The sequence below is a fragment of the Roseateles sp. P5_B10 genome, from assembly GCF_056400485.1.
Window position 1 is genome coordinate 1 of record NZ_JBFULE010000088.1, and the last position, 13,050, is coordinate 13,050.

14 protein-coding genes are annotated in these 13,050 nt (G+C 67.1%); 1 reads left to right on the forward strand and 13 read right to left on the reverse strand.

The genetic code is table 11. From position 1 onward, the window contains the following. From AC1DU6_RS08580 to flhB, 4 genes are all read right to left on the reverse strand, one after another. The coding region (locus tag AC1DU6_RS08580; RefSeq protein WP_477856712.1) for a MinD/ParA family ATP-binding protein at nucleotides 1-660 on the reverse strand (660 nt) is incomplete at its 3' end. A gap of 8 nt (nucleotides 661-668) precedes the next feature. After that, a complete protein-coding gene (flhF, locus tag AC1DU6_RS08585; protein ID WP_477856714.1) occupies nucleotides 669-2,324 on the reverse strand; it encodes a flagellar biosynthesis protein FlhF in 1,656 nt (551 codons plus the stop codon). Next, complete coding sequence (gene flhA / locus AC1DU6_RS08590; protein WP_477856716.1) at nucleotides 2,321-4,411, reverse strand: flagellar biosynthesis protein FlhA; 2,091 nt, start codon at nucleotides 4,409-4,411, stop codon at nucleotides 2,321-2,323. Before flhA ends, flhF begins: the two co-directional genes overlap by 4 nt. Nucleotides 4,412-4,517: 106 nt before the next feature. After that, nucleotides 4,518-5,693 carry a flagellar biosynthesis protein FlhB gene (gene flhB / locus AC1DU6_RS08595; protein ID WP_477856718.1) on the reverse strand — a complete coding sequence of 392 codons (1,176 nt, stop codon included), beginning with the start codon at nucleotides 5,691-5,693 and terminating at the stop codon, nucleotides 4,518-4,520. Nucleotides 5,694-5,864: 171 nt separating this feature from the next. Here flhB and AC1DU6_RS08600 point away from each other — a divergent pair, with 171 nt between their 5' ends. Continuing rightward, a complete protein-coding gene (locus AC1DU6_RS08600) occupies nucleotides 5,865-6,617 on the forward strand; it encodes a substrate-binding periplasmic protein (protein ID WP_457323258.1) in 753 nt (250 codons plus the stop codon). Nucleotides 6,618-6,653: 36 nt separating this feature from the next. On the opposite strand, the gene AC1DU6_RS08605 is transcribed toward AC1DU6_RS08600, so the two are convergent. From AC1DU6_RS08605 to AC1DU6_RS08645, 9 genes are all read right to left on the reverse strand, one after another. Then, entirely contained in the window at nucleotides 6,654-7,232 is a 579-nt protein-coding gene (locus AC1DU6_RS08605) for a hypothetical protein (RefSeq protein ID WP_477856719.1), read from the reverse strand. Between the two features lie 154 nt (nucleotides 7,233-7,386). After that, nucleotides 7,387-8,016, reverse strand: a complete 630-nt coding sequence (locus tag AC1DU6_RS08610; RefSeq protein WP_157255979.1) for a protein phosphatase CheZ — start codon at nucleotides 8,014-8,016, stop codon at nucleotides 7,387-7,389. A 27-nt stretch (nucleotides 8,017-8,043) separates the two neighbouring features. Continuing rightward, nucleotides 8,044-8,436 (reverse strand): chemotaxis response regulator CheY, encoded by a 393-nt coding sequence (gene cheY, locus AC1DU6_RS08615; RefSeq protein WP_056199225.1) that lies wholly within the window; start codon nucleotides 8,434-8,436, stop codon nucleotides 8,044-8,046. 55 nt (nucleotides 8,437-8,491) lie between these two features. Beyond that, on the reverse strand, nucleotides 8,492-9,466 hold the full coding sequence (gene motB / locus AC1DU6_RS08620) for a flagellar motor protein MotB (protein WP_457323260.1): 975 nt from the start codon (nucleotides 9,464-9,466) through the stop codon (nucleotides 8,492-8,494). 127 nt (nucleotides 9,467-9,593) lie between these two features. Continuing rightward, nucleotides 9,594-10,451, reverse strand: coding sequence for a flagellar motor stator protein MotA (gene motA / locus AC1DU6_RS08625; protein WP_477856722.1), 858 nt, complete (start codon nucleotides 10,449-10,451; stop codon nucleotides 9,594-9,596). A gap of 89 nt (nucleotides 10,452-10,540) precedes the next feature. Beyond that, the gene (locus AC1DU6_RS08630; RefSeq protein ID WP_457323262.1) at nucleotides 10,541-11,293 is read right to left on the reverse strand and encodes a class I SAM-dependent methyltransferase; all 753 of its coding nucleotides are present in this window, start codon (nucleotides 11,291-11,293) and stop codon (nucleotides 10,541-10,543) included. A gap of 25 nt (nucleotides 11,294-11,318) precedes the next feature. After that, nucleotides 11,319-11,855, reverse strand: coding sequence for a flagellar transcriptional regulator FlhC (gene flhC / locus AC1DU6_RS08635; RefSeq protein WP_056199239.1), 537 nt, complete (start codon nucleotides 11,853-11,855; stop codon nucleotides 11,319-11,321). A 35-nt stretch (nucleotides 11,856-11,890) separates the two neighbouring features. Next, nucleotides 11,891-12,211 (reverse strand): flagellar transcriptional regulator FlhD, encoded by a 321-nt coding sequence (flhD, locus tag AC1DU6_RS08640; protein ID WP_056199242.1) that lies wholly within the window; start codon nucleotides 12,209-12,211, stop codon nucleotides 11,891-11,893. A gap of 223 nt (nucleotides 12,212-12,434) precedes the next feature. After that, nucleotides 12,435-12,818: a tetratricopeptide repeat protein gene (locus tag AC1DU6_RS08645; protein WP_457323263.1), complete on the reverse strand. Its 384-nt coding sequence runs from the start codon at nucleotides 12,816-12,818 to the stop codon at nucleotides 12,435-12,437. Nucleotides 12,819-13,050: the final 232 nt, after the last annotated feature.

Genomic DNA, 13,050 nt, shown 5'->3' on the forward strand with positions numbered 1-13,050 from the left:
GCGCAGTTCAGGCGTGAGTGGTGCGTGCTGGGAGGCTCTTGGGTCCAGGCAGGCCCAATCGCGCAGCACCGCGCCGAGGAARCCGTCGGCGCAGGAATGAAGCTGTTGCGCGATGCGGGTGGCCACGCGCAGTTGAGGGTGGCAGGCCATCAGCAGACTGTAGACCATCAGCCCCGCCCGTTGTGTGAGCCATTTCATGCCTGCGTAGGCTTCCGTGACGCTGGCGGGCTCGGTATCAGCCAGCAGCAACGGACGCACCTCGCGCAGGGCCACGATGCGGGCGAGTTCCGCCGCCGGGGCGTGCAGCAGGATGACGTCGGCGTCGGGTGCGGCGTCGGCCACGGCCTCCAGAAAGGAAGCCGCCGAACCATGGGCATTGATGTGGCGCAGCGGCAGCCCGCGCGCGGCAAGGTAGGACACCTTGGGCGACAGGCGCTCGATGCAGTTGGACAGGTCGACGCTGGCCAGCTCCGAGGGCTTGGCCGAGTGTTCACCGGCGTCGACGACCAGGGTGTTCAGGTTCAGCTCGGCAAAGGCCGCGCACAGGCCTTCCAGCAGCACGCCGGCCCCCATGACGCGCGGATTGCTGACAACCGGCACGAAGCGGGTCTTGGAGGCCGCGAAAAGCCGCCGCAGCCCATGGGCTTGGTCGAGTGGCATTGTCATCCTCAGTGAACGGCCCTGAGGCCAGCGTCGGTCAGCGGGCCGCCGGCGAAGATGAGGTTGACGTCGGTGTTGTCCATGCGCCAGGCACCAGAGGCGGCGCCCTTCAGGGCACGCTGCACCAGGCCGACGCTGGGCAGGCGGTGCCAGTCTTCGGGCACGCGCTGGCCGTTGGCCACGCCCAGCACCTTGAGCTTGTGGCGGATCAGGGTGTCCAGGGCCGGAGCGAGCTTGACGGCTTCGTCGATCTTGCTGAGCACGACGCCTTCGCAGGCAGCGCCCTTCCAGGCGTTGACGACGTCTTCAATGGTTTCACCCTGCTGGGCGGCATTGATGACGAGCAGCTTCTTGATGCTGGGGTGGGCCAGCATCTCCAGCAGCTCCTGGGTGCGGCTGTCGCGCTGGGCCATACCGGCGGTGTCGATCAGCACCAGCTTCTTGCTGGACAGCAGGTCCAGCAGGTCGTCCAGCGAGGCGCGGTCATGCGCGGTGTGCACGGGCACACCGAGGATGCGGCCGTAGGCGCGCAGCTGTTCGTGAGCGCCGATGCGGTAGGCGTCCAGCGTGATGAGGCCGAGCTGGCTGGCACCGAACTTGGTGGCGAAGTGGGCGGCCAGCTTGGCGGTCGTCGTCGTCTTGCCGACACCGGTGGAACCGATCAGTGCGAACACGCCGCCCCGGTCCTCGATGGCCGGCGCGGCCTCATCGGTCTGCAGGTTGCGCGACAGCACATGGGCGGCCCAGGCGGTCTCGTCGGCCGGCKCGGCGGGCGAGCCGGGCTTGAAGTCGGATGGGCAGCTCTCGGCCAGCTTGCGCACCAGGGCCGGGCTGAAGCCCAGTTCCAGCAGCTTTTGCGTCAAACGAGCCTGCACGGGTTGGCGCTGCAGCYTTTCCATGAAGGCCAGCGACGAAAAACGCTCTTCGATCAGGCCGCGCATCTGGCGCAGCTCGGAGGCCATGTCCATCTGGTTGCGCTGGCTGGCATTGGGCTGGCCGGGCAGGGGCATGGGCTCCACGGCGCCGATGTCGCTCAGCTTCGGCACGGCACGCTGCGCGTTCGGAGCGGGAATACGGATCTCGTCGCGCAGCACCGGCGGCGCGGGGCGGGCCTGGGGTGCCGTGGGCGGCGGCACGGCGCGCTTGGGCGTCAGCGCGGCCATCGCCTCCGCGGCGCGGCGGTCGCGCTGCTGGCGGGCGGCGTCCAGCGAGCTGGCGGCGGGCTGAGTCGGCGGAGGTGCGATCCGAGGTGCCGGTGCGATGGGATCGAGCTGGCCGCTGATCTCGGCCTGGCGGCGGCGCAGCACGCGCTCGCGCACATAGTCCTGGAAGCTCAGCGTGCTCATGGCGAGTTGCTCGACGTCGCCACTCACCTCGGGGCTGCCGAAGCTGGGCTCCATGCGGGAGCGGTCGGCGAAATTGGCACGGGCGGCAGGCGCCTGCGGTTGCACGGTGGGCGGCGGCACCTGCGGGCGGGTCTGGCTGCGCGGCGCACTGTGGGCTATCTGCTCGATCTGCCCCATGCCTTCCGGCGCCATCGCCAGCACCTCGACGCCTTCTGGCACGGTCTTGTTGGACAGCACGACGGCGTCGGCGCCGAACGCCTGCTTGACGAGCGCGAGCGCCTCGCGGGATGTGCGAGCGGTGAATTTGCGGACGTTCATGCTGTGCCTCCGATGATGGAGCCGATGCGGATGGTGTGGGTCTCAGGAATCTCGCTGTGGCCGAGCACCTTGAGGCGGGGCGCGGCGCGCCTGAGCAGGCGCGCCATGGGCGCGCGGATCAGGTCGGGGACCAGCAACGTGGCGGGCACGCCGCGGTCTTCCTGCTTCTGGGCGTTCTCGGCGGCGCTGCGCGCCAGCGTGTCGGCCACGCCCGGGTCGAGCGCTGCGCCGTGCGGCGAATTGAGGGCCTGGGTGACGAGGCGCTCCAGCTCGGGCTCGAGCGCGATGACGTCCAGCTCCTTGGTGGAGCCGTAGATCTGCTGCACGATGGCCGGCGCGATATGGGTACGGATGCGGCGAGCCAGCTCGACCGGATCGGTGACGGCGGCGGCATGCTCGGCCAGGCATTCGACGATGGAGCGCATGTCGCGGACGTGCACGCCCTCCTCCAGCAGCAGCTGGAGAACGCGTTGCAGTGTGGCGATGCTGACCATCTTGGGAATCACGTCTTCGATCAATTGCGGCGCCTGCTTGGTGAGGTGTTCCACCAGGGCTTGTGTCTCCACGCGGCCCAACAACTTGGCCGCGTGCACTTGCATCAAGTGTGAAAGATGGGTGGCCACCACGGTCGAGCAATCAACGACCGTAAAGCCGCTCATTTGGGCCATCTCCTTTTGCCGCTCCTCGATCCACACGGCCGGCAGGCCGAAGGCGGGGTCGGTCGTCGGCGTGCCGATGAGCTTTTGCGTCGCATGGCCGGGGTTGATGGCCAGCCACATGCCGGGGAAGGCCTCGGCCTCGCCGACAACGGCGCCGCGCAGCGAGATGCGGTACTGGCTGGGGCGCAGCTCCAGGTTGTCACGGATGTGCACCGGCGGCGGCAGGAAGCCGACTTCCTGCGCGAACTTGCGGCGCACGCCCTTGATGCGGCTCAGCAGGTCGCCTTCCTTGCTCTTGTCGACCAGGGTGATGAGGCGGTAGCCGACCTCCAGGCCCAGGGTGTCGACCGGCACCAGGTCTTCCCAGCTCGCTTCGCCGGCGCCTTCGCTGCTGGGCATGATGGGCTTGACGGCCTTGGCGGCTTCCAGCGCCTGCTCCTTGCTGCGCAGCCAGTAGGCCAGGTAGCCCAGGCCGGCGGCGATCAGCAGGAAGACGACGTGGGGCATGCCCGGGATCAGCCCCAGCGCAGCGATGACGCCGGCCGTGATGGCCAGCGACTTGGCCGAGCCGAACACCTGCTTGCCGATCTGGCTGCCGATGTCCTTGTCCGTGCCGACGCGCGACACCACCATCGCGGCGGCGACCGAGATCAGCAGGGCCGGCACCTGGGCGACCAGCGCGTCACCAACGGCCAGCAGGATGTAGCTGTCGGCGGCCTGGCCGGCGGACAGGCCATGCTGGGCCACGCCAATGATGAAGCCGCCGACGATGTTGATGGCCAGGATCAGCATGCCGGCGACCGCGTCGCCACGCACGAACTTGCTGGCACCGTCCATGGAGCCGAAGAAGTCGGCCTCGTCGGAGAGTTCCACGCGGCGGCGCTTGGCCTCCGCTTCGTTGATGAGGCCGGCGTTCAGGTCGGCGTCCACGRCCATCTGCTTGCCGGGCATTGCGTCCAGCGTGAAGCGCGCACCGACTTCGGCGATGCGCTCAGCGCCCTTGGTCACGACGATGAAATTGATGACCACCAGGATGGCGAAGACGATCAGGCCGACCGCGAAATTGCCGCCGATCAGGAAGTGGCCGAACGATTCAATGACCTTGCCGGCGGCGCCCGTGCCGGTGTGGCCTTCCAGCAGCACCACGCGCGTGGAGGCGACGTTCAGCGACAGCCGCATCAGCGTGGTCAGCAGCAGCACGGTCGGGAAGGCCGCGAAGTCCAGCGGGCGCACCATGTGGGCGGCGACCATCATGACCATCACCGCCATCGCGATGTTGAAGGTGAACAGCAGGTCCAGCGCGAAGGGCGGCAGCGGCAGCACCATCATGGACAGCACGAGCAGCACCGCGATGGGCGCGCCGAGCGCGGCGATGATGCCCGCGCGTGGGCCGAGCAGGGCTTGGAGTTTGGCGGTGAGCTGATTCATGCGGCAGGTCTGGTCTCACCTGCATTCTTCGCGGCGGCTCGGAAAACTTGAGCCGGAGAAACGGCGGGAAAACCGGGMTGTTCTCGCCCGAGGCGCCCCGCAGCGCTCACTCCGTGAAGTCTTCCTCGGGCTCGGGTGCCCAGCCCGGCTTGTTGTGCGGGTCGAGCTCCGGCGGCACATGCGGATGCGGCACATCCGGGCGGGCCATGTTGCGCGACGCCAGGGCGGCGCGCAGCTGGTAAACGTAGGCCAGCACCTGGGCCACGGCGCCGAACAGCGCAGCGGGAATCTCGTGGTCGACCTTGGCATGGGCGTAGAGGGCGCGGGCCAGCACCGGCTGTTGCAGCACCGGCACCTTGCTTTCCTTGGCCAGGTCGCGGATCTTCATGGCCAGCAGGTCGGCGCCCTTGGCGATGACCTTGGGCGCGGCCATCTTGCCTTCCTCGTACTTCAGCGCGACGGCGTAGTGGGTCGGGTTCATGACCACCAGGTCGGCCTGCGGCACGGCGGCCAGCATGCRGCGCTTGGCCATTTCGCGCATGATGGCGCGCATCTTGGCCTTGATCTCGAGGTTGCCCTCGACTTCCTTCATCTCCTGCTTGACCTCTTCGCGGCTCATGCGCATGCGGCGCAGCCAGAGCTGGCGCTGCAGTGGCACGTCGATGGCGGCAAACACCGCCAGCGCGACGGCCAGCAGGCCGAGGCCCCCCATCAGCTGCTGGCCCGCGTAAGCCAGGGCGGAGGGCAACGGCACGGACATGATGCCGACATAGGCCGCCAGGCGGTCCTTCAGCACCATCGCGCCGACGATGCCCAGCACCAGGGCAAGCAGCACGGCCTTCAGGGCCGAGCCGAACCCCTGGCCGGTGAACAAGCGACCCAGGCCGGCGAGGGGGTTGAGATGGCTGAACTTGGGCGCGAGCGGCTTCATCGTCCAGTTCCAGCCGCCGCTGGCCAGGTTGCTGGCGATGCCGACGATCACCAGCACGGCGGCGATCGGTCCCATGACGGCGGCGAAGGCCAGCGTCATCTCGACCAGCCGCTCACCCATGAACCCCTTTTGGGCCAGCAGGCGCGCATCGAAGTGCAGGCCGTTGATCAGCATCTGGCGCAGCTTCTCGACAATCTGCGGCGCGCCCACCGACAGCACGGCGCCGCCAGCGACCATCATGGCGAAATGCGGCAGGTCGCGCGAGCGCGGCAACTGGCCCTCGGCCCGGGATCTTTCGATCTTCTTGGGCGAGGCGGGTAAGTTGCGATCCTGTGCGTCGTGGTCGGCCATGGTGGTGCTGCAGCTGAACCGAATTGTTCGAGGCAGCCGCCGAAACTTGAGCGAGAAAAGCAGGGTGGATGCCCGGCTAATCCCAGCCGGGCCGCAGCGCGCCGGACCAGGTGTGCAGGATTGCCGCCGCCAGGGTGGCGAGGCCGGCGCGGCTCACGCTAATCTCGGGCCGTGCCCCGCTCTGCCCGCCTGCTCACGCTGTTGGCCGCGTCCTGCGCCGGCGCAGCCCTGGCCCAGGCGGAACCGTTGGCCATCGAGTACCGCGACAAGCCGCCCTACAGCTACACGGTGGACGGCAAGCCGGCCGGCTTCCTGATGGAGCGCACCGCCAAGCTGCTCAAGCGCGCCGGCATCGAGGCCCGTTATGCCGAGGTGCCGATCCGCCGCACGCTTCAGAATCTGCAGGCCAACCTGGCGGCGCTGTGTTCACCGGGCCTGTACAAGAACCCCGAGCGCGAGGCCTTTGCCCGCTTCTCCCTGCCCATCCACCGCGACCGGCCGCATGTCGTGCTGGCCCATGCCAGCGTCGCGGCACAGATCCGCGCCATCCCGCGCGTCGCCCAGCTTTTTGCCGATGCTTCGCTGCAACCCGGCGTTCTGGATGGTGTGTCTTACGGCCCGCAGCTGGACCAGTTCCTCGCCACGGCGGCCAAGCCGCCCTTGCGCGCCCAGCTGGCGCCACTGCAGCTGGCGCGCATGGTGGGAGTCCGCCGCGCCGACTACATGCTGATCGACGAGGAAGACCTGAACTGGCTGCGCAAGGACCCCGAATTCGCTCCCCTGCCTCTGGTGCGCGTCGAGTTCGCCGACATGCCGCGCGGGGAACTTCGCTACCTGGCCTGCTCCCTGCAGGTCAAACCACAGACGCTGGACAAGCTCAATCAGGCCATCCGCGAGCTGCCGCCCGAAACGCAGGCCGACTGAGGCGCCAAAGAGAAAAGCCGGGCGGCCCCGGCGCGTTCAGAAGCGCTGGCGGAACCCCAGCGTGATGGGCACGGCGTCGGTACGGGCGCCACTGGCATCGCTGGCGCGAAGATAGTCCCAGCTCAATTCCAGCGTCGCGGTTTCGGTGGTGCGCCAGCCGATGGAAAAGCCCAGCGTGGGCCGCACGTCATGCTTGGTGCTGCCGCCGGCAGAAGCATTGACGAAGGCGGCGCCGGCGCGCCAGGTGGCCTCGACATGCTGCCCCCACMGCACGGCCCAGGCGCCGCCCAGTACAGCAGCACGGAAATGTGCCGAGGTGGCCGGGCCGTAGAAGTCGGCGCCGAAATTTGCCTTGCCGAAGTCCACGTACCAAGCCTCGACGGCGGAGACGCCGAAGCGGTAGCCGGCGCCGACCTTGATGGAGGTGGCACTGCCTTTGCGGCAGCGGCAGAGGATGAAGCCGGGTTCGGACTCATAGTGGGTGCCACCGACGGCAACGTCGCCGTACCAACCGATGCGCGAGTCCGGCGCACTGGATTGAGCCTGGGCCAGCGGTGATGCGACGGCCAGCACGGCGGCCGCCAGGGCGACAGCCCCCTGTTTGATTCGGATCATTTGACTTCCCTGATGTTGTTGATGCCCGCCCGTCTGCGGGCGCGGCGGCGTTTGTAGCAGAAGCCTGCCGCCCACCCAGCGAGCGGCATCACCCATTTCGGGACAAGAAAAAGCCCGCCGAATGGCGGGCTTGATGCGGGGCGCGCGAAGCGCTTCAGAAGCCGAGACTGGCCAGCAGATCGTCGACCTCGCCCTGGTTCGTGACGACGTCGGTACGACCCTCGGCGTTGACGACCGGGCCCTGCAGGATGGTCGGGTCGACCTTCTCGCGCTGCTCGGGCGGCACGACCTGCACCAGCAGCTTGACGAGGCTGTCTTCCAGGTCGTTGGCCAGCTTCACGACCTTGGCCACCACCTGGCCGGTCAGGTCATGGAAGTCCTGGGCCAGCATGATGTCCGTCAGATGACCGTCAATGCTCGCGGTGCGGTTCTCGACATCCTTGACGAAGTTCATCACGGCACCACTGGCAACGGCGCGCACCGGATCGGCAACGATGGCAGCAGCCAATTCCTTGGTCGCCCGGCTGATGCCGGCGTGCTCGCCCTTGGCCTGGTCGACGGAGTTCAGCACCTTTTCGGCGGCGGCGGCGGTCTTCTCCGCGATGTAGCTCAGGCGGCTGCGCGCATCGGGCAGGCCGTCGGTGGCCACCTGCAGCTTGGGCATGACGCCCAGGCGCTGCATGGTGTCGTGCAGCGTGCGCGTGATGGTGCCAAGTTGCTGAAAGACTTCGGGCGAGACGAGCAGCGGCTCTTGGGCCTTGCCCAACTGCTCCAGTTGATCCATCGACATGACAGTCCCCTTTTGGTGTTGTCAGGCCGCGGCGGCCAGCTTCTGCATGATCTTGAGGACTTTTTCTTCCAGCGTCGCCTTGGTGAAAGGCTTGACGATGTAGCCCGCAGCACCCGACTGGGCGGCCAGCACGATGTCTTCCTTGCGCGCCTCGGCGGTGACCATCAGCACGGGCAGGTGCTTGAGGTTGGGGTCTTCCTTGATGGCCTTCAGCAACTCGAAGCCCGTCATGTTGGGCATGTTGATGTCGCTGACGACGAAATCAAACTTGGCGCCCTTGAGCATGTTCAACGCCTCGACGCCGTCCTCGGCCTCTTCGCAGTTGTTGTAGCCAATCTCCTTGAGCAGGCCGCGCACGATGCGGCGCATGGTGGAGAAGTCGTCGACGACCAGGAATTTCATATCAGTGCTCATGGCGATMCTCTCTCGGGTGCAGGCGGTATTTCAGGGTCAGCACGCAGTCTAGTTTCTAGCGAGCCGGCGCCGACGATTGAGTTTGCGGCATTTTTCCGTTCTGCGGCACTTGCGTGGACCCGGTCTGCGCAGGCGCTGCGTCGGCTTCGGGCTCGTCGGGCACGTTCTTCAGCACGGCGTCCTCGGCGTCGCGGTTCATGACGATGATGCTGATGCGCCGGTTCAGCGCGCCGTTGGGGTCCTTGGCGTCGAGCAGCTTGCTGGCGGCCAGGCCTTGCACGCGCAGCATGCGCGCCTCCGACAGCCCGCCCGCGACGAGCTCACGGCGCGAGGCATTGGCGCGGTCGGCCGACAACTCCCAGTTGCTGTAGCCCTTGTCGCCGCCGGGGAAGGCCTGGGCGTCGGTATGCCCCTCCACCGTCAGGCGGTTGGGCACCTCGGTCAGCACGCTGCCGAGCTCGCGCAGCAGTTCACGCATATAGGGCTTCACGACGGCACTGCCACTGTCGAACATCGGCCGGTTGCCCTCGTCGACGATCTGGATGCGCAGGCCTTCCTTGGTCATGTCCAGGCGGATCTGACCGCCTAAAGCGGCGAGCTTGGGGTTCTCGGCCAGCACTTCCTCGACCTTGGTCTTGAGCTGCTCCAGCCGCGCCTTCTCGGCCTTGCGCTGTTCTTCCTTCAGCGCACGCAAGGTGTAGCTGGCGCGCTTGGCGGCGCTCTCGCCTTCCTTGACCTGGCCGGTCTCGCGCGTGAGGTCCTTGCCGCCGCCGCGGATGACGCTGGAGGAGTCCCCCGAGCCCGAGCCGCCCAGCATCGCCACCTTCAGGGGCGACTGGAAGAAGTCGGCAATGCCCTTCTTGTCGCCCTCGGTCGTGGAACCGAGCAGCCACATCAGCAGGAAGAACGCCATCATGGCCGTGACGAAGTCCGCATACGCGATCTTCCACGCACCGCCATGCACCGCATGGCCGCCCTTCTTCACCTTCTTGATGATGATGGGCTGGAGTTTTTTCGCGTCGCCAGCCATCAGACGGTCTCCGTGTTTCCGGCGCGCGAAGCGCCGCCGCCCTCAAGCGGCAGCCGTGGAACTGGCTTTGCCAGGCCACTGGGTGCGCCCCCCTGGGGGGGAGCGCCGAAGGCGCTTCGGGGGGGGGTCATTTCTTCTTGACGTGGCCTTCGAGTTCCGTGAACGACGGCCGGTCACCCGAGAACAGCACTTTGCGGCCGAATTCGATGGCCACCTGCGGGGCATAGCCCTGCATGCTGGCCAGCAGCGTCGTCTTGATGCACTGGAATTCCTTGCCGCCGTCCTCGACCTTCTGCTCCAGCARGCCGGCCAGCGGCTCGGCGAAGCCGTAGGCCAGCAGGATGCCCAGGAAGGTACCGACCAGCGCCGAGCCGATCATGCCGCCCAGCACCGCCGGCGGCTGTCCGACCGAGCCCATGGTGTTCACGACGCCCAGCACGGCGGCCACGATGCCAAAGGCCGGCAGGCCGCCCGCCAGGCGCTGCAGCGCGGCCACGGCGGCGTGCTCCTCCTGGTGGTGGGTCTCGATCTCGCTGTCCATCAGCGACTCGATCTCGTGGGCGTTCAGGTTGCCTGACACCATCATGCGCAGGTAGTCGGTGATGAATTCGGTGACATGGTGGTCGTTGCCCACCGTCGCGTACTTCTGGAACAGCGGGCTGTTGTGCGGGTCCTCGACGTCCTTTTCAATGGACATCAGGCCTTCCTTGCGCGCCTTCTGCAGGATGTCGTACATCRGCGCCAGCAGCTCCATGTAGCGGGCCTTGCTGTATTTGCTGCCCTTGAAGCAAAGCCCCAAGCCGGCGGCCGTCGCCTTGAYGACCTTCATCTGGTTGTTGGCCAGGAAGGCGCCGATGGCCGCGCCGAAGATGGTGATCATCTCGAAGGGCAAGGCGTGCAGGATGACGCCGATGTTCCCGCCGTGAGCGATGAACACGCCGAAGATGCAGACCATGGAAATGGCCCAGCCGATGATGACGAACATGCGCGGTTGAGTTTGGGGTGTTCAGGCCATATCGGCCCGGAGCCGGGGGGCTTGAGCAAGTATGCCGCGCGTCAGTTGCGGCAGTACTTTCAATTGGGCCCCTTTGAGACGGCTTTCCCTACAGTTGCATACAACCATACGGGTTGCCCACCCGGCAGCTGCCAGCTGGCCACGGGCACCACATCGGGCACGGCAAAGTCCAGGCTGACCAGCCAGGATCCCGGCGCCTGCTCGGCGCAGGCCTTCGCCCAGACACGAGGCATGGACTCGGGCCGCTGGAAGACATAGACCAGGGCGAACGGCGCCCAGTCGTCGGCCCACAGGTCGCCCTGGCGCACCATGGCGCCGCGCACGCGCCAGCGCGCCAGCAAAGCCAGGGGCCGGCTCCATTCGACGCCCTCGACGCGGGCTTGTGGGTAGACGTGCAGCAATTCACGCAGGCCATCGCCGACACCGCAGCCGGCGTCCAGCACGCGCGCACCCGGCGGCAGGGGCGCCAGTGCCGGCAAACGGGCCAGCGCGCCGCGGGGGGTCGGGAACAGGGGAGCCTCGCTCCAGGTCCGGCGCGGGTAGAGCCACCACAGCAGCGCCAATGGCACCAGCCACAGCAAGCCCGAAGCCTCACCCTGCCAGCCCAGGGCCAGCACGGACACCGGGAAGCCCAGGGCGACGATCAGGCGGCGCCAGCGCTCGCCATTCAGCCAACCCAAGGCTGCGGCGACGGCTGCACCCAGCGCCAAGGCCGGGCCGGGTGACAGGCCGGCAAAAAGCGCGGCCGCATAAATGAACCAGGCCGCCAGCCAGCTCAGCAGAGCGGGCAGCGGCCAGCGAGCAATCCACATACCCGAGAGGGTAGCGGAGTGTGAGTTAGTGCATCTGGATGGAGCCCTGCGCGCGGCCCTTGCCAGCGCGTGCGGGCGGGTTGCACAGGCCGCAGACGAAATGGCGGGCGATCTCGTGCGGGTGGGTGACGAACTGGCCATTGCACTTGGCGCACTTGGTCAGGGTCAGCATGCCGTTGTCGACGAACTTGACCAGGCGCCAGGCGCGCGTGACCGACAGCATGGCTTCCAGGCCCTGGGCCGTCGTCTGCTCCTGGTAGAGCTGGTAGGCCTTGATGACGGTGTCGATCTCGTCCATCTCCGCGGCCTTGTTCAGGTACTCGTGGATGTTCAGGAAGAGGCTGGCGTGGATGTTGGGCTGCCAGGTCATGAACCAGTCGGTCGAGAAGGGCAACTGGCCCTTGGACGGCGACTTGCCGCTCACTTCCTTATAGAGGCGCAGCAGACGCTCGTAGGACAGATCGGTTTCCGACTCCAGCACCTGCAGGCGGGCACCGAGATGGATCAGCTGAACGGCACGGTCGATCTGCTTGGCTTCGGTGAGGATGCTTTTGACGCGCATGGTGTGGCTCCGGAATCAGTAAGGGCGGTTCTAGATCAGGCGTGCTCGTGGCGGCCGGCGATCAGGATGGAGGCGTGCAGGCGGCTGACGCTCTCGTTCGCACCGGGCTTGCTGTGGTTGGTCAGCAGGCCCCACACCAGGTCGTCACTCATGCGGAAGGCGCACAGCAGCGTGTTGCCGGAAGCGATCTTCATGATCTGCGCCGGGCTCAGCGTGCCAATCAGCGTGGCCGTGTCCTCGCTGATGCCCAGGCGGTACAGGGCCTGTTCGCGGTCGGCGCGGATCAGGCTCTGGGCCAGCATCAGGTAGGACAGGTTGGCTTCACGGATCTCGGCGAGCATTTGGTCGGTGTTCATGGCGGCTTCCGTCAGAGGTGATGGGGTGTTGCGGATCAGTGAAACGGATTGTGTTGACCCCTCTTCTTTCGCGATATCAGGCTGCGTCGGTGCGCCACGTCACCTTTTCTGGAAGCCCTTGTCAGCCAAATTCCTACAGCCGCGTCGGGCTTGCCGGCGCCCAAAAACCAAGGCCCCGGCAGCTCGCGCTGGCCGGGGCCTTGAAGGTGTGAAATTTGTCGCGTCAGTCGCGCTGCAAGCGGTGCAATTCCATCATGGCGACCGGCATCAGTTCTGGCGACTCGGCGCGCAGGCTGTCAGCGCCGGGGCCGGACTGCAGCGCAGTCAGCACCTCGATGGCCCGCTTCTTCTCACCGCGGCCGGACAGCGCAAAGCCCAGGGTGTAGAGGCTGGGGCCGTGATCGGGCTGGATCTTCAGCGCGCGCTCGGCGCTGGCAGCGGCCTGGTCGTGGCGGCCGGCCACGAGCAGCAGCGCACCCATGTCGGCCAGCAGCTCGTGGCTCATGGGCTCGTCAGCCAGGGCGTCCTGCAGGATGCCCAGGCCCTGGCCCAGGTTGCCCCGGGCGGCCTCGGCAAAGGCAGCATTGCGGGCGCGGGCCAGCAGCATCAGGGGTTCCTCCAACGGCGCAGCGGCGGTGGGAAGGTGAACAGCTTTTTGACGGGTCGAGGCGGACAAGGCGGGCATCGCAGGCTCCAGTCCGGCGTGCGGGTTCGGCCGGGATGGAGCGGACTTTAGGCAGGCCTCAGACGACCGATCCAACGAAAAGGCAGGCCCGAGCGGGCCAAAAAATCTTCATCCGGCTGATCCGATGAACAAGGCTTTGCAGATGCCTCTGTTC

Bases quoted from the DNA above. Each gene is read 5' to 3' on its own strand.
- AC1DU6_RS08610 (WP_157255979.1), bottom strand. From the start codon at position 8,016: ATGGATCAACTGGAGCAGTTGGGCAAGGCCCAAGAGCCGCTGCTCGTC.
- cheY (WP_056199225.1), bottom strand. From the start codon at position 8,436: ATGAGCACTGATATGAAATTCCTGGTCGTCGACGACTTCTCCACCATG.
- motB (WP_457323260.1), bottom strand. From the start codon at position 9,466: ATGGCTGGCGACGCGAAAAAACTCCAGCCCATCATCATCAAGAAGGTG.
- AC1DU6_RS08630 (WP_457323262.1), bottom strand. From the start codon at position 11,293: ATGTGGATTGCTCGCTGGCCGCTGCCCGCTCTGCTGAGCTGGCTGGCG.
- flhC (WP_056199239.1), bottom strand. From the start codon at position 11,855: ATGCGCGTCAAAAGCATCCTCACCGAAGCCAAGCAGATCGACCGTGCC.
- flhD (WP_056199242.1), bottom strand. From the start codon at position 12,211: ATGAACACCGACCAAATGCTCGCCGAGATCCGTGAAGCCAACCTGTCC.
- AC1DU6_RS08645 (WP_457323263.1), bottom strand. From the start codon at position 12,818: ATGCTGCTGGCCCGCGCCCGCAATGCTGCCTTTGCCGAGGCCGCCCGG.